This is a genomic window from Novilysobacter antarcticus, from assembly GCF_019802285.1.
Lineage (GTDB): Bacteria > Pseudomonadota > Gammaproteobacteria > Xanthomonadales > Xanthomonadaceae > Novilysobacter > Novilysobacter antarcticus.
Window position 1 is genome coordinate 616,450 of sequence record NZ_JAIEUJ010000001.1, and the last position, 24,160, is coordinate 640,609.

At 64.9% G+C, this 24,160-nt stretch carries 26 protein-coding genes and 1 tRNA gene; 13 read left to right on the top strand and 14 right to left on the bottom strand.

Annotated features, from left to right (window positions below; translation table 11 throughout):
* Positions 1–11: 11 nt before the first annotated feature.
* The 10 genes from KZ491_RS02860 to KZ491_RS02905 are packed head-to-tail and all read right to left on the bottom strand — an operon-like array spanning position 12 to position 7,350.
* A complete protein-coding gene (locus tag KZ491_RS02860) occupies positions 12–1,016 on the bottom strand; it encodes a tetratricopeptide repeat protein (protein WP_222564334.1) in 1,005 nt (334 codons plus the stop codon).
* Positions 1,016–1,489: a cytochrome c-type biogenesis protein gene (locus KZ491_RS02865; RefSeq protein ID WP_246606473.1), complete on the bottom strand. Its 474-nt coding sequence runs from the start codon at positions 1,487–1,489 to the stop codon at positions 1,016–1,018. The genes KZ491_RS02860 and KZ491_RS02865 overlap by 1 nt, the downstream gene beginning before the upstream one ends.
* Positions 1,486–2,049, bottom strand: coding sequence for a DsbE family thiol:disulfide interchange protein (locus tag KZ491_RS02870; RefSeq protein ID WP_222564335.1), 564 nt, complete (start codon positions 2,047–2,049; stop codon positions 1,486–1,488). The genes KZ491_RS02865 and KZ491_RS02870 overlap by 4 nt, the downstream gene beginning before the upstream one ends.
* A complete protein-coding gene (locus KZ491_RS02875; protein ID WP_043958941.1) occupies positions 2,046–3,986 on the bottom strand; it encodes a heme lyase CcmF/NrfE family subunit in 1,941 nt (646 codons plus the stop codon). The genes KZ491_RS02870 and KZ491_RS02875 overlap by 4 nt, the downstream gene beginning before the upstream one ends.
* A 2-nt stretch (positions 3,987–3,988) precedes the next feature.
* Entirely contained in the window at positions 3,989–4,459 is a 471-nt protein-coding gene (gene ccmE / locus KZ491_RS02880) for a cytochrome c maturation protein CcmE (RefSeq protein ID WP_222564336.1), read from the bottom strand.
* Positions 4,456–4,641: a heme exporter protein CcmD gene (ccmD, locus tag KZ491_RS02885; RefSeq protein ID WP_043958939.1), complete on the bottom strand. Its 186-nt coding sequence runs from the start codon at positions 4,639–4,641 to the stop codon at positions 4,456–4,458. The genes ccmE and ccmD overlap by 4 nt, the downstream gene beginning before the upstream one ends.
* Positions 4,638–5,423: a heme ABC transporter permease gene (locus KZ491_RS02890; RefSeq protein ID WP_222564337.1), complete on the bottom strand. Its 786-nt coding sequence runs from the start codon at positions 5,421–5,423 to the stop codon at positions 4,638–4,640. The genes ccmD and KZ491_RS02890 overlap by 4 nt, the downstream gene beginning before the upstream one ends.
* 5 nt (positions 5,424–5,428) lie before the next feature.
* The gene (gene ccmB, locus KZ491_RS02895) at positions 5,429–6,118 is read right to left on the bottom strand and encodes a heme exporter protein CcmB (RefSeq protein WP_222564338.1); all 690 of its coding nucleotides are present in this window, start codon (positions 6,116–6,118) and stop codon (positions 5,429–5,431) included.
* Positions 6,115–6,774 carry a heme ABC exporter ATP-binding protein CcmA gene (ccmA, locus tag KZ491_RS02900; protein ID WP_222564339.1) on the bottom strand — a complete coding sequence of 220 codons (660 nt, stop codon included), beginning with the start codon at positions 6,772–6,774 and terminating at the stop codon, positions 6,115–6,117. Before ccmA ends, ccmB begins: the two co-directional genes overlap by 4 nt.
* Before the next feature lie 39 nt (positions 6,775–6,813).
* Complete coding sequence (locus tag KZ491_RS02905; protein WP_222564340.1) at positions 6,814–7,350, bottom strand: DUF3293 domain-containing protein; 537 nt, start codon at positions 7,348–7,350, stop codon at positions 6,814–6,816.
* 146 nt (positions 7,351–7,496) lie between these two features.
* Between KZ491_RS02905 and KZ491_RS02910 the strand changes: the two genes are divergently transcribed.
* The 6 genes from KZ491_RS02910 (at position 7,497) to KZ491_RS02935 (ending at position 12,076) form a co-directional block, all read left to right on the top strand.
* Positions 7,497–8,675, top strand: a complete 1,179-nt coding sequence (locus KZ491_RS02910; RefSeq protein WP_222564341.1) for a pyridoxal phosphate-dependent aminotransferase — start codon at positions 7,497–7,499, stop codon at positions 8,673–8,675.
* Positions 8,675–9,472, top strand: coding sequence for an amidohydrolase (locus KZ491_RS02915; RefSeq protein ID WP_222564342.1), 798 nt, complete (start codon positions 8,675–8,677; stop codon positions 9,470–9,472). The genes KZ491_RS02910 and KZ491_RS02915 overlap by 1 nt, the downstream gene beginning before the upstream one ends.
* A 71-nt stretch (positions 9,473–9,543) precedes the next feature.
* Complete coding sequence (locus KZ491_RS12915; RefSeq protein WP_222564343.1) at positions 9,544–9,768, top strand: cation-transporting P-type ATPase; 225 nt, start codon at positions 9,544–9,546, stop codon at positions 9,766–9,768.
* Entirely contained in the window at positions 9,765–10,898 is a 1,134-nt protein-coding gene (locus KZ491_RS02925; RefSeq protein ID WP_222564344.1) for a saccharopine dehydrogenase family protein, read from the top strand. The genes KZ491_RS12915 and KZ491_RS02925 overlap by 4 nt, the downstream gene beginning before the upstream one ends.
* Positions 10,899–11,017: 119 nt before the next feature.
* Positions 11,018–11,341, top strand: a complete 324-nt coding sequence (locus KZ491_RS02930; RefSeq protein WP_222564345.1) for a thioredoxin family protein — start codon at positions 11,018–11,020, stop codon at positions 11,339–11,341.
* 129 nt (positions 11,342–11,470) lie between these two features.
* Positions 11,471–12,076, top strand: a complete 606-nt coding sequence (locus KZ491_RS02935; protein ID WP_222564346.1) for a COG4315 family predicted lipoprotein — start codon at positions 11,471–11,473, stop codon at positions 12,074–12,076.
* 6 nt (positions 12,077–12,082) lie between these two features.
* Here KZ491_RS02935 and KZ491_RS02940 read toward each other — a convergent pair whose 3' ends face one another.
* The gene (locus tag KZ491_RS02940; protein ID WP_222564347.1) at positions 12,083–13,411 is read right to left on the bottom strand and encodes an ATP-binding protein; all 1,329 of its coding nucleotides are present in this window, start codon (positions 13,409–13,411) and stop codon (positions 12,083–12,085) included.
* A complete protein-coding gene (locus KZ491_RS02945) occupies positions 13,408–14,073 on the bottom strand; it encodes a response regulator (protein ID WP_222564348.1) in 666 nt (221 codons plus the stop codon). The genes KZ491_RS02940 and KZ491_RS02945 overlap by 4 nt, the downstream gene beginning before the upstream one ends.
* A gap of 151 nt (positions 14,074–14,224) precedes the next feature.
* Between KZ491_RS02945 and KZ491_RS02950 the strand changes: the two genes are divergently transcribed.
* Together KZ491_RS02950 and dsbG are read left to right on the top strand one after the other, a co-directional pair.
* Positions 14,225–15,082, top strand: a complete 858-nt coding sequence (locus KZ491_RS02950; protein WP_246606548.1) for a TlpA disulfide reductase family protein — start codon at positions 14,225–14,227, stop codon at positions 15,080–15,082.
* Positions 15,082–15,927 carry a thiol:disulfide interchange protein DsbG gene (gene dsbG / locus KZ491_RS02955; RefSeq protein ID WP_222564350.1) on the top strand — a complete coding sequence of 282 codons (846 nt, stop codon included), beginning with the start codon at positions 15,082–15,084 and terminating at the stop codon, positions 15,925–15,927. The genes KZ491_RS02950 and dsbG overlap by 1 nt, the downstream gene beginning before the upstream one ends.
* Positions 15,928–15,996: 69 nt before the next feature.
* Here the strand turns inward: dsbG and KZ491_RS02960 are convergent, their stop codons facing one another.
* Entirely contained in the window at positions 15,997–17,400 is a 1,404-nt protein-coding gene (locus tag KZ491_RS02960; protein WP_222564351.1) for a GntP family permease, read from the bottom strand.
* A gap of 211 nt (positions 17,401–17,611) precedes the next feature.
* Here KZ491_RS02960 and KZ491_RS02965 point away from each other — a divergent pair, with 211 nt between their 5' ends.
* Positions 17,612–19,876 (top strand): TonB-dependent receptor, encoded by a 2,265-nt coding sequence (locus KZ491_RS02965; protein ID WP_222564352.1) that lies wholly within the window; start codon positions 17,612–17,614, stop codon positions 19,874–19,876.
* Between the two features lie 85 nt (positions 19,877–19,961).
* On the opposite strand, the gene KZ491_RS02970 is transcribed toward KZ491_RS02965, so the two are convergent.
* On the bottom strand, positions 19,962–20,612 hold the full coding sequence (locus tag KZ491_RS02970; protein ID WP_222564353.1) for an energy transducer TonB: 651 nt from the start codon (positions 20,610–20,612) through the stop codon (positions 19,962–19,964).
* 124 nt (positions 20,613–20,736) lie between these two features.
* On the opposite strand from KZ491_RS02970, the gene serS reads away from it, so the two are divergent.
* From serS to KZ491_RS02990, 4 genes are all read left to right on the top strand, one after another.
* Positions 20,737–22,017: a serine--tRNA ligase gene (gene serS, locus KZ491_RS02975; protein ID WP_222564354.1), complete on the top strand. Its 1,281-nt coding sequence runs from the start codon at positions 20,737–20,739 to the stop codon at positions 22,015–22,017.
* A gap of 109 nt (positions 22,018–22,126) precedes the next feature.
* The gene (locus KZ491_RS02980; protein WP_484549420.1) at positions 22,127–23,116 is read left to right on the top strand and encodes a LysR family transcriptional regulator; all 990 of its coding nucleotides are present in this window, start codon (positions 22,127–22,129) and stop codon (positions 23,114–23,116) included.
* Between the two features lie 104 nt (positions 23,117–23,220).
* A tRNA-Ser gene (locus KZ491_RS02985) sits at positions 23,221–23,310 on the top strand.
* Positions 23,311–23,445: 135 nt separating this feature from the next.
* Positions 23,446–24,093, top strand: a complete 648-nt coding sequence (locus tag KZ491_RS02990) for a response regulator (RefSeq protein WP_222564356.1) — start codon at positions 23,446–23,448, stop codon at positions 24,091–24,093.
* Positions 24,094–24,160 lie beyond the last annotated feature (67 nt).

Sequence of the window (24,160 nt, forward strand, 5' to 3'; positions counted from 1 at the left end):
CTAGCGGCTACCTACTTGACCACCTGGTCGATCAACAACGCGGCCGCAACCTCTGGACCTGTCTCAAGCTCGACCGGCGCCGACTCGAAATCGCCGGGGCGCGCGCTGGCCTCGCCGCTGGCGGAAATTCGCGCGCTCAGACGCACCTGCTCGAGCTCGGACAGCTTCATGGTCGGCATCAGGCTGTCGCTGTCGGTCAGTGTCACGGTGAGCGGGAACGCGCCGGCCTGCAGCTTCTTTACCGCGACCGGTACCGGGGACCCGTTGGTCTGGCGTGCGATGACGAAGACGCTGGACCCCTGCGGGTATTGCATCGCCAGGCGCGGATCGAGCGACACGCTGACGGTGATGTTCACCGGTGACGCGGCGACCGGTGCGGCGTCGGGCAGCGGTTCCATCCCGGCGTCTTGACGTGCGGCGTCTATCTGCGAGCGAAGGCTGGCGGCCGTCGCCGGATCTACCTGGCTGAGCAGCGGCTCCCAGGTCGCCACGGCTGCGGCGGGGTCTCCGCCCTGGCGCTTGGCAATGCCGAGAAACCAGCGGGCGCGCTGGTGATTGGGCTGCTGGGCGAGCGCGTGCTCCAGCATGTCGACCGAGGTGGCATCGAAACTGCGGTCGGCGTGCGAGCGGGCACGGACCTCGGCGGCTTCGGTCAGGATGTCGGGATCATCGGGCGCCAGCTTCAACGCGCGGTCGTAGGCCCGCATCGACTCCTCGATACCGCCTTGGGCGAGATGGGCGCGCGCGAGCAAGCGCCAGCCCTCCACCTGGTTGGGGTCGCGGGCCAGCTCGGCCTTCAGTTGACCGACGGCATCGGCCAAGGTCTCCGGAGCGGTACGCTGCAGCGGATCCAGCGCGCGCGGGGTGCCAATGACCGTGTAGAGCAGGCCGGCGCTGATGGCCAACAGCACCGTCAGGGCGATGCCCGGCAGCGGTCGGCTGCGCCAGAGCGGCCGCAACACCCACAGCATCACCCCCAGGGCCATTGCAAGTCCGGCAATCACGAACGTAGTCATCACCACTCCTGGTCCTCATCGACGGCGGCGGTGGCCTTGGGGCTGTCTCCGGGTCCGCCGGCCGCCAGCCGCGAGTGCCGCCTCACCACGTTGACCACCACGATCGCCCCGGCCAGCAGCACCAAGGCGGGACCGAACCAGAGCAGCCACGTCTTGGTATCCATCCGCGGCCTGTACAGCACGAACTCGCCGTAGCGAGCCACCAGGTATTCCTTGACCTCTGGATTGGACTTGCCTTGGCGCATCAGGGCCAGCACCTCATGGCGAAGGTCCTGGGCGATGGCGGCATTGGAGTCCGCCAGCGACTGGTTCTGACATTTCACGCAGCGCAGCTCGCCGGCGAGGTCGTGGAACCGGTCGGCTTCGGCCTGGTCGGTGAACTGCATCGGCGAAGGGTCCCTGACCGCTTGCGCGAACGCCAGCGCCGGCAACAGCAGGACCAGCACCCACATCAGCTGCCAGCGACGCCTCATGATTCAGCGTCCATGCGATCGAGCAGCGGGATGACCTCGTCGTCGAGGATTTCCTGCGTCACCGTGCCAACGTGTTTCCAGCGAACAACGCCCTTGGCGTCGACCAAGAAGGTCTCCGGCGCACCGTAGATGCCCCAGTCCAGGGCGGTATCGCCGCTGTAGTCGGCCAGCACCACGAAGTAGAGGTTGCCGAACTGCTCCAACCAGCGCAGCGCGTCTTCGCGTTCGTCCTTCAGGTTGTAGCCAACCACGCGCACGCGCTTGGTCTCGGCAAATTTTGTGAGCACCGGATGCTCGACCCGGCACTCCGGGCACCAGCTGCCCCAGACGTTCATCAAATACGGCTCGCCCAGCAGCTCCTTCGATGAAATCCGGTAGGAGCCGTCGTGCAGTACCGGCAAGTCGAACGTCGGAGCCGGCTTGCCGATGAGCGGTGAGGGCAAGGCTTCGCGATCCTGGTTGCGGCTCAGGATCACACCTGCCAGAAGCAGGGCGCCAATCGCCGCAGCGGCAAGCAACGGCACCCAACGCGAGAACGTCGATTTTTCGATGTGAGTCATGGCGTGGCCTCGGGTTGGACGGCGAGCGGCGCAGGCCGGCGGAAACGCTTGTCGGAGGCCGATACCAGCCCGCCGAGCATCATCAGCAGCGCGCCGGCCCAGATCCAGCGCACGAACGGCTTGACCTGCATGCGCAGTGCCCAGGCGTCATTGCCCAGCGATTCGCCGATCGCCACGTAGAGGTCGCGCGTAACGCCGCTGACGATCGCCGCCTCGGTCATGACTTCGCCGCCGCTGGCATAGGTGCGCTTCTCCGGGTGCAGCTCGGCAAGGGGCTTGCCGTCCTTGAACGCGTGCACCGTTGCGTAGCTGGCGGTGTAGTTCGGGCCCTGTCGCATGTCGACGCCGTCAAAACGGAATGAGTAGTGCCCCAATTCCACGGTCTGGCCCGCCTTGACCGCAACTTCCTTCTGCTGCTCAAGGCCTTCAACCAGCAGCGCGCCAACCAGGAACACCGCCACGCCCAAATGGGCCAGTGTCATGCCCAGCATTTCCGCCGTCATGCGGGTCTTGGCGCCCTTGTAGCGGGACCATACAAAGCGCAGCGTCCCCAGTGCCACCCACACGGCGCCGAAGATGCCTGCGGCCACTTTCCAGCGACCCTGAGGGGCGAGGAAGAACGCGGCCACGCCCGCAATCAAAGCGACCAGCAGCCACGGCGCGAGCATCGCCACGACACGCGATGGTTGGTCACGCTGCCAGCGGGTCAGCGGCCCAAACGGCAACAGCAGGACGATCGGCGCCATCAACAGGATGAAGAGCAGCGCGAAGTAGGGCGGCCCGACCGAGATCTTGCCCAGCTCGAGCGCGTCCGCCAGCAACGGATACAGCGTACCCAGCAGGACCATCGCGCAAGCCGTGGCCAGCAGCAGGTTGTTGGCCAGCAGCAGGGTTTCACGCGAGTAGACCGCGAAGGGCTTGTCGTGGTGAATTCCCGGGGCACGGATCGCGTAGAGGATCAGCGAGCCGCCAATCACGATGCCAAGGAAGATCAGGATGAACAGGCCGCGAGCCGGATCGGCGGCGAAGGCGTGCACGCTGGTAAGCACGCCCGAGCGCACCAGGAAGGTGCCCAGCAACGACAGCGAGAAACTGGCGATCGCCAGCAGCAAGGTCCAGCCGCGGAAGCTGCCGCGTTTCTCGGTGACGGCCTGCGAGTGCAAGAGCGCTGCGCCGGCCAGCCACGGCATGAAGCTCGCGTTCTCGACCGGATCCCAGAACCACCAGCCGCCCCAGCCCAGCTCGTAATACGCCCACCAGCTGCCAAGCGCGATGCCGAGGGTAAGAAACGACCAGGCAACGTTGGTCCACGGCCGCGTCCAGCGCACCCAGCGCGTGTCCACCCGGCCGTCCAGCAACGCGGCGATGGCGAAGGCGAACGGCACCGCAAAGCCCACGTAGCCGATGTACAGCATCGGTGGATGGATGATCATCCCCGGGTCCTGCAGCAGCGGATTGAGGTCGCGCCCTTCCATCGCGGCCGGCAACAGCCGCTCGAACGGGTTGCTGGTGAAGATCAGGAAGGCGAGGAAGCCCAGGCTGACGATGCCCATCACCCCGAGCACGCGGGCGACCACCTCGGCCGGGAGGCGTTGCGAGAACTTCGCCACCGCGCCCGTCCACAGCGTGAGCACCGTCGCCCACATCAGCAGCGAGCCTTCGTGTGCGCCCCAGACCGCGGTGTAGCGGTAGCCCAGCGGCAGCAGCGAATTGGAGTTCTCAGCCACGTACAGCAAGGAGAAATCCTGCAAGACGAATCCGATCGTCAGCACCACGAACGCAAACCCCACAAGCACCATCTGCGCGTAGGCCGCCGGCCGGGCCACGGCCATCCAGGTCTGGATACCGCGGTGAGCGCCGATCAGGGGCAGTGCCGTCTGCAGGGCGGCCACCAGCAGGGCGAGAATCAGGGCGAGTTGGCCCAGCTCCGGCAACATGCCTACGGGCCCACCGGGATATCGACGTCGTGTTTCTGGTGAGCGATGCCCATCTTGTCGGCCACTTCCTTGGGCATGTAGGTCTCATCGTGCTTGGCCAGCACCTGCTCGGCGACGAAGCGGTCACCCTCCATCCGCCCGGTGGCGATCACCGCCTGATTCTCGCGGAACAGGTCCGGGAGGATCCCGGTGTAAACCACCGGCATCTCGGCATCGCCATCGGTCACGCTGAAATGCGAGTCCAGCGAGCCCTCGGTACGTTTCAGCGAGCCTTCCGCGACCATGCCGCCGAGGCGGAACCGGGCCTGCCCGGATGACACATCCGCGCCGGCCTCGCCGGTGATCACTTCATTGGGCGTGTAGAGGTAGGCAACGTTGCGCTGCAGCGCCATCGCCACCAGAGAGGCGGCGATGGCAGCGGCGACGACGAGGGCAAGCACCCAGATCAGGCGGCGGCGGCGAATCGGATTCATCGGGTCAACTCATTGGATACGGAGGGCGGCGCCTGATGCGCGCGGGCGGCGGTCTGCCGGGCGACACGGCGCCGTGCGGTGCGCAACTCCCTGCGCACCTGCAGCCAGCTGGCGAGGAACTCCCCACCCAGCACGGCCACAAACACCGCGTAAGCGGCAATGACATAGCCCAGGTAGCTCATGGCGAGGTCCCCGGGGTGGCTTGCTGTTTGTCCCTGGTAGGCCCGGAAGCGAGCGCCGCAACCCAGGCCTTGCCCGACTCGCGGCGCAGGTTGTCGGCGCGGGCCCGCACCAGTAGCGCACCGATGAACCACAACTTGGTGCCGACCAGCATCCAGATCAACGGCTGCAGCATGCTTGGGTCCATCGTCGACTCGCCCAGCAGGCGGATCGTCTGCCCCTGGTGCAGCGAATTCCACCACACCACCGAGTACCGGATGATCGGCAACAGCACCACACCGACAATGGCCAGCAGCCCGGCGGCGCGGGCGGCACTGCGGCGGTCATCGATCGCGTTGTACAGGCCGATCACGCCCAGATACAGGAACAACAGGATCAGCTGCGTCGTCAGCCGTGGATCCCAGTCCCACCACGTGCCCCACATCGGCTTGCCCCAGATCGCCCCGGTCAGCAGCGTGATGAGGGTGAAGCCGGCGCCGATCGGGGCGCACGCCATCGCGAGGATCTCGCACAACTTGATCCGCCAGATCAGCGCGATTGCGGCGTAGATCGCCATCAGGCCGAACACGGCCAGGCTCATCCAGGCCGCGGGCACGTGGATATAGAGGATGCGGAAGCTGTCGCCCTGCTGGTAATCGGCCGGCACGGTGAACAGAGCGCCATAAACCCCCCACGCCATCACCAGCAGGCCCAACCCATACGCCCACGGCGCCCAGCGGGCGGCGAAACGGTCGAAATAGGGAGGCGAACCGAGTTTGTGGAACCACAGGACGATGGGATTCATATGCCTCAATTCAAAGCAATCCGGATCGCCGCTGCTGCCACCAGTGGGGCCAGCACCAGCGCGACCGCCAGTCCCGCGCCCAGCAGAAGCAGCGGGCCGACCGGGTCCAGCCCTTGCGCCGCGGCAGCGACGCTGCCGGCACCGAAGACCAGCACAGGCACGTAAAGGGGCAGGGCCAGCAAGGCGACAAGTATACCGGAGCGCCTCATTCCAACGGTCAATGCGGCGACCACGGCGCCCAGCAGGCTCAGCAACGGAGTACCCAGGGCCAGAGCGGCCATCAGAACCGGCAATTGCGCCCGCGGAAGATGCATCAGTTCCGCCAGAAACGGCGCGGCGAGCAGCAGCGGCAGGGCGGTGGTCGCCCAATGCATGAAGGTGCGTACACTCACCAGCCAGCCAAGAGGAACCGGCGCCAGCATCCATTGCTCAAGCGAGCCATCCTCGGCGTCACCACGGAACAGCGTGTCCAGCGAGAGCAGGCCGGCAAGCAGCACGGCCACCCAGAGCACCGCACCGGCGACCGCGGCCAGAGTGTCGGGCTCGCCGCCAAGGGCGAGAGCGAACAACACCACCACGAGCAGGGCAAACAACGCGGGCTGGAACGCATCGCCGCGGCGTCGCCACAGCAGGCGCAGGTCGCGCTTCATCAACGCCTGAGCGGACCCCACGAGACCTGGCAGGGTGCCGCTCATGCCATTTCTCCGCCGGACGGTCGGACCATCTCGAGCATGCGCGTGCGCACGGGCGGTGCGGCGTAGGCACCGTGCGTCGTTACCAATGCCGCCCCGCCGCTGCGCAGGTGCGCCTGGATCATCCGGTTGACCAGCTCGATGCCCTCCAGGTCCAGGTTGGCATAGGGCTCGTCCAGCAGCCACAGCGGTGCTGGCGACAACCACAGCCGCGCCAGTGAGAGCCGCTTTTTCTGTCCGGCGGACAGCTGGCGGGCGAGTGCGTCCTCGAATCCGCCCAGTCCCACGATCGCCAACGCATTGATCGGCAGCTGGTTCCGACGCCGTCCCTGCAGGCCGGAGAGAAATGCCAGGTTTTCCATCGCACTCAGGTCGGCCTTGAAACCGGGCAGGTGGCCCATATAGGCGATGGCGCGCGCCCGGCGCGACACCCGCGCCCGCTGCCCGTCGATGTCCACCTCGCCGCCGTCGGCGCGCAGCAGTCCGGCAAGCACGCGCAGCAAGGTGGTCTTGCCCGACCCATTGCCGCCCTGCACGAGCAGCGCTTCGCCCGCGTCCACGGAAAAATCCAGCGGGCCGAACACGGGGTCGTCGTTGCGTGCGAAATGCAGGCCGCGAGCGGCGAGCAGGGGCGGGGCGGATCTATCGGCGGCGGTCATCTGGAGGCGTAGTGGCCGGTGAAACTCCGGGCGCCCATGTTAGCCGTTCGGCGGAGCGTCCCGTTGCTGCTCTTTCCAGTGGACGCAGGCCGCTGCGTCGTACGGCAGTTCGCGGTTGGAAACTGCCTCCTTCCATGCATCCATTGAAGGACCTGGCGCCAGCATCCGCAGGGTCACCGGCTGGGCTGAATCCCACGCAAGGATCGCTGCCTGCCCAAGCGATTCGCCCAGTGCGGCGGCAGTTGGCACATCGATGTCTGCGAGCAGCCAACCCGGTTCATGCCACTTTCCGTCCGGCCCTTCCGCCCACGCGGGCTCGCGCTGGATGCCCAGCGCCTCCAGACGTGCCACCAGTTGGGCGTCTGCTTGTTGGTTGGCGTCGTCGGGACGCGGTTCGGAGGCCGGGTTCCAGGCGGTGATGAAGGCGTATGAGCGGGCAGGCCAGCGGCTTTCGAGCCCCGCTGCGCGCTCGCCCACGAGTAGCGGGAACTCCTCCCCGTCCACCCGCACCCCATACCGGGCCGCGGCGTAGGCAGTGGCCAACTCGATGGCATTGACGACCTTGAGTGTCCTCATGTAAGCCAGCTTCCGACTACTGGCGGCGGGATGCAAGCGTGCTTCGACCCGTCCGCGATACGGCGCCGGTCGTGCCGGCCGGAACAACGCTCATGCCGTCACGGTATTTCGTAGACTGGCTATCTTTGCGACTCACAGGTCCGACCATGTCGATCAACGCTTCCACCCCCACCGTGCCGGCCCCGGAAACGAAGTTGCCCAAAGTCGGCACGACGATTTTCACCGTCATGTCACAGCTGGCTGCCGACCACGATGCGGTCAATTTGGGCCAGGGGTTTCCGGATTTCGATCCGCCCGAACGCCTCGTGGAAGCCTTGGCCCGGGCGATGCGTGACGGCCGCAACCAGTACGCGCCGATGAGCGGTATACCGTCCTTGCGTGAGGCGATCGCCGAGAAAACCGAGCGTTGCTACGGCTACCGGCCCGACGTTGATGCCGAGATCACGGTCACTTCCGGCGGCAGCGAGGCCATCCTCGACGCGATCCACGCTGTGGTCCGGCCGGGCGAGGAGGTCATCGTCCTGGACCCTTGCTACGACTGCTACGAACCGGCCATCGAAATGGCTGGAGGCGTTCCCGTGCACGTGCCTCTGGACCCCCACACCTTCGCCCCGGACTGGGACCTGATCCGCGCAGCGGTTACGCCGCGGACCCGGATGCTGATGATCAACAGTCCGCACAATCCATCCGGTGCGATGCTCAACGCCGATGACATCGCGCAGCTGTGTGCGCTATTGCGCGATTCCGAGATCTACCTGCTGTCGGACGAGGTCTACGAGCACATCGTCTTTGACGGCGCGCGCCACGAGTCGGTGCTGCGCTATCCCGAGCTGCGCGAGCGTGCGTTCGTGATCTCCAGTTTCGGCAAGACCTACCACTGCACCGGTTGGAAGGTCGGCTATTGCGTGGCGCCGCCGGCGTTGAGCGCCGAATTCCGCAAGGTCCACCAGTACAACACCTTCTGCACCTTCGCCCCGGCGCAGTTCGCCTTTGCCGAGATGATCCGAGACGAGCCGGAGCACTACCTCCAGCTCGGCGCGTTCTACCAGCCCATGCGCGACCGCTTCCGCGAGCAGCTGCTGACAACGCGCTTCAAGCCACTGCCGGTGCCGGGTGGCTACTTCCAGCTCGTCGATTACTCGGCGGTAAGCGACCTGGATGACGCCGAATTCTGTCGCTGGCTCGCGATCGAGCACGGCGTCGCCGCGATTCCGCTCTCGCCTTTTTATGGCACGCCGCCGGCCGGACAACGGCTGGTGCGCCTGTGCTTCGCCAAGAGCGAAGCAACCCGCGACGCGGCGATCAAACGACTGGAGAAGCTGTAATGGACAACCTTCGTGTCTCCCTGGTCCAAGGCGAAACCCTGTGGCACGACCCGGCCGGCAACCGCGAGTATTACGGTGGTCTGATCTCTTCCCTGCGCGGTCTGACCGATCTGGTGGTGTTGCCGGAAACGTTTACCAGCGGCTTCTCCAACGACGCCATTGATGATGCGGAAAGCATGGACGGCGAGTCGGTGGTGTGGATGCGCGAGCACGCCAGGGCGCTGGATGCGGCGGTTACCGGGAGCGTGCAGATCCGCGACGGTGACAAGGTGTTCAACCGCATGCTGTTTGCAACGCCCGACGGCGGTTTGCACAGCTATGACAAGCGGCACCTGTTTCGCTACGCCGGCGAACACAAGCGCTATGCCCCCGGCCGTGACCGCCTGACGGTGGAGTGGAAGGGCTGGCGGATCTGCCCGATGGTCTGCTACGACCTGCGATTCCCGGTGTTTTCGCGCAACCGCTTCGATGTCGAACGCAAGGGAGCGCCGGATTACGACCTGGCCCTGTATGTCGCCAACTGGCCCGCGGCGCGCGCGCATGCGTGGAAAACCCTGCTGCGGGCTCGGGCGATCGAGAACCTGTGTTTCGTGGCGGGTGTCAACCGTGTTGGCATCGATGGCAACGACCTCACCTATTCCGGTGACAGTGCGGTCATCGATTACCTGGGCGATGCGCTGAGCGAATGCACCGATCAGGAGCTGGTCACCACCACGACCCTGCTCGCGGCTGGATTGCACGCGCATCGTGAGCATTTTCCGGCAATGCTGGATGCAGACCGCTTCGAGTTGTCCTGACCCACCGGCCGATCACTGCGCTGCGGTTGGGCCGCCATGAGACCGTACATACGCAGAGCTAGGCCGTAACGTTGCTCGAAACCCACGGGCCCAATGAAGTCGAGCACGAAAGACCGGTCGCCTGGTGGCGCCATCTCTGGATCAGCTACAACAACCCCTCAACCCCGAGGAGGAATACGCCGCGGACGCAGCCGCCATGCTCACCCTGTAGCGGTTATGGTCAAGGATCCGAAGCGTCTGGCGGGAATCTGTTTGGGACACTTCCAGGCGCGCTCCAACAGAGGAACGTGACATGAAAATCCTAGCCTTGGGTGGTGCGGGTCAGGAAGGCAACCGCACCGTCAGGGATCTGGTTGCCGGGGCCGGGGTCGCATCGGTGGTTATCGGCGACTTGAACCTGGCTGCAGCCGACAAGTTGAAAGAGGAGATTGGCAGCGACAAGGTGTCAACGGTGCGGATCGATGCCACCGTCACCCCAGAATTGGTCAAGGCCTTGAAGGACGTGGATGTGGTCATCACGTTCGTCGGCCCGTACTACCGCTTTGGCGTGCCCATCCTGAAAGCCGCCATCGAAGCCGGCTGCCACTACGTCGACATCTGTGACGATGCGGAACCTACCGCAGACATGCTGGAACTGCACGAGCAGGCCAGGCAGGCCGGTATCGTCGCGTTGGTTGGTTGCGGTGTCAGCCCGGGAACGTTGAATGTGATTGCCCGCGATGCCGCCAACCGCCTGGACGACCTGGAAGACCTGCATTTTCGCTGGAACGTGCCGAGCAGTGACGTGGAGGGCGACATCGGCAAATCTGCCGCGGTCCAGCATGGCATCCATATCGTGGATGGCGACGTTGTCCAGTTTCTCGATGGCGACTGGACGACAGTGCCGGCCATGTCGGGCAGTGAGCGGGTGACATTTCCGGTGCTGGGCGAGTGCGAAGCGTACTACCTGGGCCATCCGGAGCCGGTCACCATCCCGCGCTATATCAAGGGGTTGCGCAACGTAACCCAGAAGGGCGGGGTGCTTGGCCTTGACGGGCTCTTGCGCGCCTTCCGGGAGCTGGGTCTGACCAGTGACGAGCCGCTGCAGCTCAAGGTGGGCGACGTGCGTCCTTCCGACGTGGCTGCCGCCCTTTTGGGTCGCATGCCCGATCCGGATCCTGCCGAATTACCACCCGCCGTTTCCGAGTTCATGCTGATCGCCACTGGCAAGCGCGACGGAAAGCCCGTCAAGATGACCTATGCCCTCAGCGGACGGATGGGCCCGCTGACCGGAGTACCCGCATCGATCATCGCGCAGATGATCGGATCAGGTCAGATCTCCGGGAAAGGCGTGTTTGCTCCCGAGGGTTGCGTGGACCCGGACATTTTTCTGGCGGAACTGGCGAAAAGGGACATCACGGTCAAGCGGAGCGAAACTGGTATCTAGAGTCCGATTACGGGACTGGTTCCTTGAGCGGCGCGAAGTCCGATGCTCCGCACCCGCCGCATGATCGGCACGATCCAACCGGTTGGGCTCCGTTGGCACAAAAAGGGAGAGGAACAAACATGAGCCAGGACTACGCCACCACCGCGCCGACGCGGGAGGAGGTGGACGCACTGCCCGGCACCAGCGTCATCGAATTTGGTACCTCGTGGTGCGGCCACTGCCAGCGGGCGCAACCGCATATCGCTGCAGTGTTCGCGAAGCACCCCGACCTTCGCCACCTGAGGGTGGAGGATGGACCTGGCCGGCGGCTGGGCCGGTCCTTCCGGGTCAAGCTCTGGCCGACATTGGTGTTCATGCGTGACGGCGAGGAAGTTGCGCGCGTCGTCAGGCCCACGGACGAGCAGGTGATAGCGGACGCACTTGAGGCGGCCGAGGCGTCCTGAGCGGGCCCGCAACGAAGGTCGGGTCGACCCTGCTGTCGACTGGACGTTAACGTCGTCGGCCCTATCAATTGGACAACGACCGCACCTGGCCGGTCTCAATGCGCGCCGTCGCGCGTACGACGAGGACCTATGAACTTTCCAAGCCGCACAACCCTTGCACCGCGTAACCACCGCACGCTTGCCGCCCTCGGTGCATTGTCGCTCGCACTCACCCTGGGTGCCTGCGACCGGGCAGCAGAAGACGGCACCCACATGGAGCCACCGGCAAGGGCCGATGGCGAGATGCCGTCACCCACTGGCCCCGGCGGCACGCTGGTCACCGATGCAGCCGATGCCTCGGGCAGCCTTAGGGTGATGTCGGTGGGTGGTCCGGGCGACTTCGTGGCCGACAACGACCGTCGTGCCGTGTACATGCTGGAAGGTGACCTGGATGGCGACAAGTGCACCGCGTCATGCCTGACCCAGTGGGCGCCATTGTTTCCGCCCACCGGCGAGCCGACTGTAACTGACGGCTTGAGTCCCGCCCTGATTGGCACGGTCGAGCGACCCGATGGCAGCCAGCAGATCACCTACAACGAGCATCCTCTCTACCACTTCGTCGGCGACACCCGGCCGGGCGATGTCCTGGGCCATCAGCGCAACGACGAGTGGGGCGACTGGTATCTGCTGACGCCCCAGGGCAGCGCGCTGGGCGAAGAGGTTGGCAAGCTGGAGACAGCGCCGTCCAGCCGCTGAGAGGCTTCACTCCAGGCGGGGTAATCGAAGGCGGGCGCGGGTGCCTCCGCCATCCCCTCCGGTAAGCTCGAGCAGTCCGCCATAGCGTTTCGCGATTGCCTGGACGATCGTCAGGCCAAGCCCGCTGCCGCTGCCTGCCGCAACGCTCTGGCCGCGCCAGAAGCGCTCGGCAACGCGGCCGGGCGTCGGGCCTAGTCCCATGCCGCGGTCGGTCACCGTGAAATCCACCGCCTTTTCCTCGGGCAGGTCTTCGATCACGACATCCACCCGGGTATCGTTCGGTGAGTAACGCAGGGCGTTGTCGATCAGGTTCCGCAACGCGATGCCTGCCAGTGCCGCCGGCATGTCGAGCTTGGGTGAGCGGGCAGGGCCACAATATTTGACCCGTTCGAAAGCTCCCGGCCGGGCGTCGGCGATCGCGCATTCCACCGCGTCTTCGGCATTGGTTGCTTCGGACTCATCGAACAGCAGGCGACCTTCCACACGCGCCAACAGCAGCAGTTGCTCCAGGGTCGAGCGGAGGCGGACAACGCCTTCGCCCGCATCGGCCAGTGCCTGGTCCCGGGTGTCACCAGCGGTCATGCGGGCGACCTGAAGGTGGGTGTCGATCGCGGTCAGCGGGGTGCGCAGTTCGTGCGCGGCGTCATTGGTGAAGTGGCGCTCCCGTTCCATCGCAGCGGCGGTACGCTGTTGGTGCTGATTGAGGGTTTCCGCCAGTGGCCGCAGTTCGGTCGGCAGGGCGGCAGTTTCCAGCAGTTCGACGCTGTGCGGGCCGCGGGCGGCGACGGTGCGGCGCAGACGCTCCAACGGTGCCAGTCCCCGTCCAACGCCAAGCCAAAGTGCGGCCAGTCCGCCCACGGCGGCAATCAAGAACGGCAGTCCAACCGCCAGCGCTATCCGACGCCGCAGGTCATCACGCTCCGTCATGCTGTCTGCCGTGGTGATGCTGAACTCCCCGCTGTGCAGGGTGTAGGTGCGCCACTGCGTGCCGTCGGCGGTGCGGGTGGCATACCCGGGCGTCTGCCCGTTCATCGGCAGGTTGGAGGCGCCCTTGGTGGCGGCAATGACCTCGCCGCGCAGTGATCGGACCTGGCACGCCATGCTCCGCTTTCCGGGAACCGTGACCGCAGCCTGTAGTGCCGATTCGCCCCGGTCGCCCAGGGCGGATGATTGCTGCATCAGGCCCGAGACCATGCTCGCAGACATCGCCAGCCGCTCGTCCAGCGTGCTCTGCAGGTTCCGGTCCAGGTCGCGGAACATCCAGGTTGCCGCCGCCGTCCAAAGTACGATCAGCGCGATCCCGATGCCGACCACCAGGCGCAGTCGCAGACTCATTGGTCGATGCCGCCGAACCGATAGCCGATCCCCCGCACTGTCTCGACTACACGGGCGCCGAGTTTCCTCCGCAGGTTGTGGATATGGACGTTGAGCGCGTTGCTGCCAACCTCCTGCTCATAGCCGTACAGGCTGTCTTTGAGATGCTCGCCTGAAAGACAGCGACCGTCGGCGGCCATCAGCGCGGCCAGAAGGCTGGATTCGCGGCGGGACAGGGGGACGGGTGCACCTGCCAGCCAGGTCTCGCCACTGGCAGGATTAAGTTTGAGCGGCCCGGATTCGATGAGGTCGATGCTGCGGCCGTCGGCCCGCCGCACCAGCGCATGCAGGCGCGCGGCAAGCTCGCCCAGGTCGAAAGGCTTGGTCATGTAGTCGTCGGCGCCCGCCTGCAGGCCGGCAATTCTGTCCTCGATGGCGTCGCGGGCGGTCAGCAGCAGGATCGGTACACCATGGCCATCGGTGCGGAGGCGCTGCAGAAGCTCGATCCCGTCACCGTCCGGCAGTCCGATGTCGAGCACCAGTACATCCAGATGACCGGTAGCAACAGCGGCTTTCGCCTCGGCTGCTGTGCCCACCGAGTCCACGGTGAGACCGTGCGAGCGGAGCCCGGCTACGATGCCGCGCGCGATCAGCGCATCGTCTTCGACGACCAGTACTCTCATTGCTCCCTAATCCACCAATGCAAACCCGAAACTGTACGCGCCGGGAGAACATACGTCGCCCGGACTCGGCTGCGTTTTTAATCTCCGCTTAATAGGGGGCGGTTAGAGTGGCCGGATGCTCAGCATCGGTCCTTTCCCCTTGCCGGCAGCAATGCTGGCGGTTTCCCTCGTCGTTGCGGTCATCGTCTCGCGCCAGTTTGGCAGGCGCACGTGGGCACAAGAGGATGGTGCGCCAACAGCGCAAGCCAGTCCTGCAGGCGGGGCGGCTTCCGGACCTAAGGCGTCGTCAGTCCTCTTCGACATGTTCTTTATCGGCATCCTGGTAGCGCGGCTGGCCTTCGTGTTGCGGTGGTTGCCTGCGTACGTGGCGGAGCCGTGGTCGGTCCTGCGCATCGGCGACGGAGGGTTTACCTGGTGGGCCGGCTTGTTGGCCGCCCTGGGCTGGGGCGGCTGGAAGCTCCGCCAAAGCCCGGGTTTGCGTGTTCCGCTGATCGCAGGAAGCGTATCTGGACTGCTGGCCTGGGGAGCGCTGCTGGGATCGGTGTGGCTGATGCACCAGTCCAGCGTGGAATTGCCAACCACCGAGATGACCACGCTCGACGACGAGCGGGTAACCCTCTCGTCGATGTCCGGTCAGCCGCTGGTGGTCAATCTTTGGGCCACCTGGTGCCCGCCATGCCGCCGCGAGATGCCGGTGCTGGCGAAAGGCCAAGCGTCCACGCCTGATGTCGGCTTCGTCTTCGTCAACCAGGGTGAGGGTCCGGAGCAGATTCGCGACTATCTCCAGGCCGAGGGCCTGTCGCTGGACAACGTGCTGCTTGATCCGTTTTCCAGCCTGATGAACGAAATGGGTGCACGCGGGCTTCCGACCACGCTTTTCTTTGATGCCGATGGGCGGCTGGTGGACTTCCATATGGGCGAGCTGACCCAGGCCGGTCTTGCCAGCAAGCTGAAGGCCGTCGCCGGCTCGCCCGGCCCACTTTCCCCCACTCCCCCGGAGGTGCCGTGATGGCACGCAAGACCACCCAGTCCTGGCTGTTTCTCGCCCCGATCCTGCTGTTGGCAAGTGCCTGCAGCGACGCTGTGGAATCAGCCGCCCAGCCAGCTCCACCCCAGTCGACCGCGAACGCCGCGGCTCCTGGTGCCGGCAAGAAGACCGGCGACTATCCGGCTCCCATCCAGGCGCTGGAAGCGCAGGGCCTGGAGGTGCTGGGAACGTTCAACGCGCCCTCGGGCCTGACCGGTTATGCCGGAATTGCCGGTGGCAACCCGGTGTCGATCTATATGACCGGCGATGGTTCACACGCACTGATTGGCACACTCATCGACTCCGCCGGCAACGATGCCGGAGCGGAGGCGATTCGTGATCTGGTCGTCAAGCCGATGTCGGAGCGCACCTGGAGCAAGCTGGAGAAAGCGACCTGGGTGCAGGATGGAAAGACCGATGCACCGCGGGTCATCTACACATTCACCGACGCCAATTGCCCGTATTGCCACAGCTTCTGGGAAGCAGCGCGACCGTGGGTGGATTCGGGCAAGGTCCAGTTGCGGCATGTCATGGTCGGGGTGATCCGCCAGGACAGCGCCAACAAGGCCGCCGCGATCCTCAAGGCCGCGTCGCCTGAAAAGGCGCTGGCGGACAACGAGCGCAATCAGTCCAGCGGCGGCATCAAGCCGATGGCGGCCATTCCTGCGGAGGTTCGGGCCCAGTTGGACAGCAACGAACGCCTGATGCTGGAGTTGGGCTTCCAGGGCACGCCGGGAATCCTGTTCCACGACGAGCAGGGCAATGTCCAGCGTCGCTCGGGGATGCCGCAGGGTAGCGATCTCAACGTGGTCCTGGGTCCGCGCTGACCCGACTATGACGCCAGGATTTCGCGAGGCGCACCGGGACCTGGTGCGCCGCGTTTTTCCTGGTACCGCTTAGACGATGCCGGTGCTGTAGAACACGCCGATGATGACCATGACCGCCAGGGTCTTGATGATCGTGATCGCGAAGATGTCCTTGTAGGCCTGGCGGTGGGTCAAGCCGGTGACCGCCAGCAGCGTGATCACCGCGCCGTTGTGGGGCAGGGTGTCCATGCCGCCGGACGCCATCGAGGCCACGCGGTGGAGCACTTCCATCGGGATGCCTGCGGCGTTCGCGTTGGCGATGAAGGTCTCCGACATCGCCGCCAGGGCGATGCTCATGCCCCCGGATGCCGAGCCGGTGATGCCGGCCAGCGCGGTGACGGTGATCGCTTCGTTGACCAGCGGATTGGGGATTGCACCGAGCGCGTTGGCCACCACCAGAAAGCCGGGCAATGCGGCGATTACCGCGCCAAAGCCATATTCCGACGCGGTGTTCATGGCCGCCAGCAAGGCACCCGCGATCGCATCCTTGGTCCCGATCGCAAAGCTTGTGATCACCGGCTTCCATGCGAACGCGATGACTGACAGGATGCCTACCAGCAGCGCACCCTCTACCGCCCAGATGGCAACGACGGACGAGATCTGCTGCACAACCGGCGCGTTGGTGCCGATCACGGCGGGATCAAAAGAGTGGCTCTCGCCGTAGTAGCGCGGTATCCAGTTGGTGAACAGTTTGTTGGACACACCCACCAGTATCAGCGGCAGGATCGCCACCATCGGGTTGGCCAGCTTGCCGCCGGTGAACTCGGCCGGCTCGTTGAGCAGCTTCGCCGGATCGCCATAGCCTTCACCGGCTTTCAGTGCAGCGCGCCGGCGCCACTCCAGATAGCTGATACCGACGATCAGGATGAACACGCCGCCGATCGTTCCCAGCCATGGCGCAGCCCAGGTGTCGGTGCCGAAGAAGGTGGTCGGAATGATGTTCTGGATCTGCGGCGTACCGGGCAGGGCGTCCATGGTGAAGGTGAACGCACCCAGCGCGATGGTGCCGGGAATGAGGCGCTTGGGGATGTCGCTCTGGCGGAACAATTCGGCGGCAAACGGATACACCGCAAACACCACCACAAACAGCGACACGCCACCATAGGTGAGCAGCGCGCACACCATCACGATCGAGAGTATCGCCCGGCTGGCACCGAACAGCTTGATGGTGGCGGCCACGATGGCCTTGGAGAATCCTGACAGCTCGATGACCTTGCCGAAGATCGCCCCCAGCAGAAACACCGGGAAATACAGCTTCAGGAAGCCGACCATCTTGTCCATGAACAGCCCGGTGAACATGGGTGCGACCAGGCTCGGATCGCTCAGCAGCACCGCCCCCAGCGCCGCGACCGGCGCGAACAGGATCACGCTGTAGCCGCGGTAGGCGACGAACATCAGGAACGCCAGTGCGCCCAGGACAATCAGGAAATCCATGTCAACTCCGCCATGCGCCACTCCCCGTGCATCAGTGACCGTGGAGTGTCCGCGCAGCGCCGTCCTGCCGGCATTGTCCGAAGGTACAGCTGTGATCGGCGCCGGCGACGCCTAGTCTGACCGCCAAGGTGGAACCGGTCTGGGTTTGCCGAGGATCCGAAACCTCGACGCGACAACCGGCAAGCCAATCGAATTCAAGGGGAGAGACCGTATGTACCGTAAGCAGTTGAGTGTCGCCATCGTCTGCGCATTGCTCGCGCCTGGCGTCTTGGCGCAGGACGCGTCAAGCAACGCAGTACCCGACGCCACCGCGCAGGACAGCCAGGCCAGGACGCTCGACGCCGTGACCGTAACGGCCCGTCGGCGCACCGAGTCGATCCAGGACGTGCCGGTCGCGATCAGCGCGTTTGGCGAGGAAGCGCTCAAGGACCTGCAGGCCGACACCGTCGAGGGCTTGCAAGGCGTCGTGCCCAATATGAACATCGTGCAAGGCCGCGGATCGGCCAACTCGATCAACGTTTTCATCCGCGGCATCGGCCAGCCCGACGCGTTGCAGACTTTCGATCCCGGCGTGGGCATGTACGTCGATGACGTCTACTACTCGCGCATCAACGGCGCGATGTTCTCCTTGTTCGACGTCCAGCAGGTGGAAGTGCTGCGCGGCCCGCAGGGCACGCTGTACGGCAAGAACTCCACCGGCGGCGCGATCAAGGTCACCACCAAGAACCCGTTCGAGAACACCGGCGGCTCGGTTGAGGCCACGGTGGGCAACTTCGGCCAGCGCGAAGGCAAGTTCTACTTCGGCGGCGAGTTGAACGAATCGGTTGCCATGAGCCTTGCCGGCTCGATGAGCGAGAGCGACGGCTACGTGACCGACCCGTCCACGGGCCGCAAGTACAACGGTGACGAAAACAACGCACTGCGGGGCAAGATTGCGTTCAAGCTCAGCGACAACGTCAACGCCACGCTGTCGCTGGACCGCAACAAGCAGTATGCACCGCTGACCCTGGGCCAGCCGACCGCGCCCCTTATCCAGACCGACCTGGCGTTCGGCCCGGTCGTGCTGAAACCAGCGCCGACGGGAGAGTACGACTTCCGGACGCGCACGTCGTTCGGTCCGAACCAGGGCCAGGAAATGACCCATACGGGCGCGAGCCTTGCGGTCGACTGGGATATGAGCGCGCAGTGGCGCTTCAAGAGCATCAGCGCGTGGCGGAAGTTGAAGACCAACTCCTTCATCGACATCGATGCGTCGGAGTTCGAACTGGGCGACGTGCTGGTGGCGATCGACCAGAATCAAAAGAGTCAGGAATTCCAGTTCCAATACGACAACGGCAGCAACCTGCAGGCGATCTTCGGTCTGTATTACATGAATGAGAAGGTGCCTTCCTACCAGGAGGCCTATGCCAGCGATTTCTTTGCATTCGCCGGCACACCGATCTCGTTCCTTCGCACCATCGAAGACGACCTCGATACCACTTCCAAGGCCGCATTCGCCCACATGAGCTGGGAGTTTGTACCGACCTGGACACTGTCTGCCGGACTGCGCTACTCAAAGGATGAGAAGGATTACATCCGGTCCACCAGCACGTACTGGGGCCCGCTCTTCGCTGCACTGAACGAGACCGTTGCCTTTGACGGCCGCCAGAGCTGGGACGCCTGGACGCCGTCGATCAGCCTGCAGAAAGCCTTCAGCAGCAACGTCATGGGCTACGTCTCAGCCAACCGCGGCTTCAAGTCCGGCGGCTTCAACGGTCGCGCCAACTCGGTTCTGGAAACCACCCAGGCGGTGTTTGATCCGGAGTTCGTCTGGACCTACGAGGCCGGCCTGAAAATGCGCTCGGCCGACGGCCGCATGCAGGGCAATGTCACCGCCTTCCACAGCGAGTACAAGGACTTCCAGGCCCGTGTGTCGGAGATCGTGAATCCGGATTCGCCGACGCCCAGCTTCTCCTTCCCGGTGCTCAACGCCGCGTCGCTGAAAATCGACGGCATCGAGTTCGAAGGCAGTGCATTGCTCGGCGAGGGCACCCGTCTTTCCGGCCAGCTTTCCTACATGAACGCCCGCTACGACGAGTTCGTGGACCCTCGCGTGCAGCTGGACCCGGCGCTGGCCAACCTGCACGACCATGTCCCGTTCTCGCCTGACTTCACCGCGCGTGTCGCCCTGCAGCACACCTTCATCATGGATGGCGGCGCAGGGGTCACTATCGGCGGTGACGTGGCCTACCGTGATGACACCTGGCTCTCGGTCGACAACCGCAGCAACCTGATGCAGGACGCGTACGCAACCTACGGCCTTTTCGGTGTCTGGGATTCGTCCGACTATGCATGGCAGGTGCGCGCGGGCGTGCGCAACCTGGGCGACAAGGTCTACAAGACCGACGGCCAGGAGTTCTCCAGCGTCGCCAACATCCAGACCGCGTACTACGCGATGCCGCGCAACTACTACCTGTCGGTGCGCTACAACTTCTGACCGACAACAAGCGTCAGGCGACACAGCAAAACGGCGGCGGGCCCAGGGCCTGCCGCCGTTTTCATTGCCCGGACCTGGCCCGGACCTATCTGCCGGGTTGGAAGCTGACCGGTACGTTGACCACGCCCGTGGTGGGGCGCCCATCCTGGGTGGCCGGCTGGAAGCGCCAGCGTCGCACCGCCTCGACCGCAGCCCGGTCCAGATCACTGGATCCGCTGCGGCGGGCCACCCTTACCGCAGTCGGCACGCCGTCCGCGCCGATCATCGCCTCCACCATCACAGTCCCACTTTCACCCCGAAGGTTTGCGCGTGCGGGGTAGGTGGGGGCCGGAGTCTGGCCGGCCAAGGGCACCGGCGGGACAATCGGTGAGGTGGACACCGGCGCCTGGGCAGGTGGCGGGGCGGTTTCCAGGGGCGGCTCGGTCTCGACCACCTGGGCCGGCTCCTGCTCGATCCGGGCGCGCTCCCGGTCCTGCGCGGCTGCCTGGTCGGGATTGATCTCGATCGTCTCGCCAGTCCCATCACCGGTGGGCACCGGTAGCGGGGTGTAGTCCGCCGCGACAGTGTCCGCCGGAACTTCGCCGGGACGGTAGAAGTCCGGCTCGCTGCGGCTGCGTGTCCAGATGATCGCGAACAGCAGCAACCCGAATGCAACCGCAATCATCACCACCCACCACATGCGTTGCGTGGGCAGCCATCGGGCCGGGTGAAAGCGGGGGCGGGACGTTGCAGGCATGGCAAATCCGGGAGTTTGGGTACCCGCATTGTGCACAGCCGCAGTTAACAAGGCGGCAATCGGCTGCCCTCGGCGGCCGATCCACGCAATAATGCACGGCCCGATACAACTTTGCGGTCCCGTCATGCTTGATCCAAACCTGCTGCGCCAGCAGCCCGACGAACTTGCCGAGCGCCTCCAGCAAACGCGCGGTCACGAGCTGGACGTTGCCGCCCTGCGCGTGCTGGAAACCGAGCGCAAGCGGATCCAGGTCCGCACCCAGGAGCTCCAGAATCTGCGCAATACCCGGTCGAAGGCAATCGGCCAGGCCAAGAGCAAAGGAGAGGATGCGAGCGCGTTGCTGGCCGAGGTCGCCGGGTTCAGCGAGGAACTGAAGACCAGTGAAACTCGCCTGGATGCGATCCGGGGCGAGCTCGATGCCATTGCCCTGGGCCTGCCGAACCTGCCCCACGATTCGGTGCCGGGCGGCGCGGACGAAAGCGACAACGTCGAACAGCACCGCTGGGGCACGCCAGGCGTCTTCGCCTTTCCGGCCAAGGATCATGTCGAGCTGGGGGCGCGCCACGGTTGGCTGGACGGGGATACCGCGGCGAAGCTGAGCGGTGCGCGCTTCACCGTGTTGCGCGGCCCTATTGCACGGCTGCATCGGGCGCTTGCCCAGTTCATGCTGGACCTGCACATCGGCGAGCACGGTTTCCAGGAAATCAGCGTGCCGGTGCTGGTGAACGCCGAAAGCCTCCTCGGCACCGGCCAGTTGCCCAAGTTCGAAGACGACCTGTTCGCCACCTCGGTGGGCGAGAGCAAGCGCTACCTGATCCCGACCTCCGAAGTGCCGCTGACCAACATCGTCCGTGACGAGATCCTGGGCGAATCGGAACTGCCGATGCGGATGACGGCGCACTCGATGTGCTTCCGTGCCGAGGCCGGCGCCTACGGTCGCGACACCCGCGGCATGATTCGCCAGCACCAGTTCGAGAAGGTCGAGCTGGTCAGCATCGTGCGACCCGAGGACTCCGACGCCGAGCACGAGCGCATGACCCGTTGTGCCGAGGTGGTGCTGGAGAAGCTGGGACTGCCTTACCGGCGCATGTTGCTGTGCTCGGGAGACATGGGTTTTTCGGCCAGCAAGACGTTTGATCTCGAGGTGTGGCTGCCATCGCAGGACACCTACCGCGAGATTTCCTCGGTTTCCAATTGCGATGCGTTCCAGGCCCGACGGATGCAGGCTCGCTGGCGCAACCCGGCGTCCGGCAAGCCGGAACTGGTGCATACCCTCAACGGCTCCGGCGTGGCGATCGGACGCGCCTTGGTCGCGGTGATGGAAAACTACCAGAAGGCGGACGGCTCAATCGTGGTACCGGACGTGCTGCGCCCTTACATGGGCGGCATGGACCTGATCGCCTGATCGCCTGATCGGGTGTCGGAACGGTCCGGGCCGTGCCTTGGAAGTTCTTTAAAACTGATTGTTGCGGTTTGCAGATTGTCCTGATCAAATGTTGCCGAATGTTCTGCTATTGGAATTGTCTGGCATGCAGGATCTCAACGATCTACATTATTTCGCCATGGTGGTGGAACACTCCGGCTTCGCTGCGGCCGAGCGCGCGACGGGCGTGCCCAAATCACGCCTGAGCCGTCGCATCAGCCAGCTAGAAGCGGAGATGGGGGTTCGCCTGCTGCAACGATCCACTCGCCGGTTTGCGGTGACCGAGGTCGGCAATTCGGTCTATCGCCATGTCCAGTCGATGCTCGCCGAGGCGCAGGCTGCGCGTGAAGTGGTCGATCGGCTGAGCGCCGAACCGCGCGGCGTGATCCGGGTCAGCGTGCCGGTGGGCGTCGCCCAGCAGCAGATGCCCAAGTTGCTGCCCGGGTTCCTGGGCCGGTATCCGGAAGTGCGCGTGCAACTGCACGTCAGCAATCGCCGGGTCGATGTGATCAACGAAGGCATCGATGTCGCCCTGCGGGTGCGCAGCAAGCTCGATGACGACGGCAGTCTGGTGATGCGCAGCTTCGGTCAGATCCAGGAGCTGCTGGTCGCAAGTCCCGACTACCTGCGCAAGATGGGTCGCCCCCGGACGCCGCAGGAGCTCTCCGACCACGTCACCATGAGCATGAGCGAGGACGACGCGCGGCAAAGATGGGAGCTGCACGGGCCGGAGGGAGACGTGCAGCCGGTCGAGATAAAGCCACGGGTGATGGGGTTCGACCTGCCGATGTTACTCTCCCTGGCGATACAGGGCGTGGGCATAACCCTTTTGCCGGAGAGCGTGTGCGCCGATGCTGTCCGTCGCGGTGACCTGCAGGTGGTGTTGCCCGCGTGGCGGCTGCCACAGGGGATCTTCCACGCCGTGTTTGCTTCCCGCCGGGGCATGTTGCCGGCAGTCCGGGTGTTCATCGACTACCTTGCCGAAACCGTGCCAGGGCTGGTCGCCGATGCTCGCCTGGGGTGCGGCGACATCAATCGCAAGCCGTGCAGCGAGGCGGAACTGAAGGCGTTTCGACGCTGACGCCTCGGCGGTGCTCGTGCGATAATCCGCCGCGCGGTAATCGGGTGCAATGCCGGTTCGCCGCGAACCGCTGATCGGGCGTTGGCCCGCAGCGAGCAGTTTCTGGAAGAGTGGCCGAGCGGTTGAAGGCACCGGTCTTGAAAACCGGCGAAGGGTTAAACCTTCCGTGGGTTCGAATCCCACCTCTTCCGCCAATTTCGCTCCAAGTCGAGCCATTCGTTCCGATCCCGGCGGCGCCGCCGATCTGGAACCCGCGAGTTGCGCCGCCCAAGGCGCAACGGTAGCCTCGCCTGCAGGGGGCTACATGGAACGTAGACGAGGAGAGGTAAATGGGAATTACTGTATTCATCGTGGATGACCATGCGCTGGTGCGTACCGGCATGCGCATGATCCTGTCGGCCGAGGACGATATACAGGTCGTGGGCGACGTCGAAAGCGGCGAAATGGCTCTGCCAATGATTCGCCAGCTGAAACCGGATGTGGTGCTTTGCGATCTTCACCTGCCCGGGGTCAGCGGGCTGGAAGTGACCGAGCGGATAGTGAAGGGGGGCGATGGAACACGCGTGATCATCGTGTCCGTTCTGGAAGACGGTCCGATGCCGCGGCGACTGTTGGAAGCGGGCGCGTTCGGTTACGTTGGCAAGGGCGGTGACGCGACAGAACTCGTGCGAGCAGTACGCGATGTCGCCCGCGGTCGTCGCTACCTGGCCAGCAACATCGCCCAGAATCTTGCGCTGTCGGGTCTGGAGGGAGATGACTCCCCGTTTGACGAGCTCTCTCCGCGCGAGTTGGAGGTGGCCCTGCTTTTGGCCCAGGGCTTGCGTCAGGAGGAGATCGCGCGGCGGCTGTGCTTGAGCGCGAAGACCATCAACACGCATAAAAGCCGGATGTTCGAGAAACTCGACATCAGCGACAACATCGCGCTGGCCAGGTTGTTGGGGCAACACGGGCTTCTCGAGCCCAGCCGGGTGCTGTGATTATTCGTTGATTTGCCTATTCGGTGTCTTCCCAAATAGAAACGGGCCGCAGATGCGGCCCGTTTCG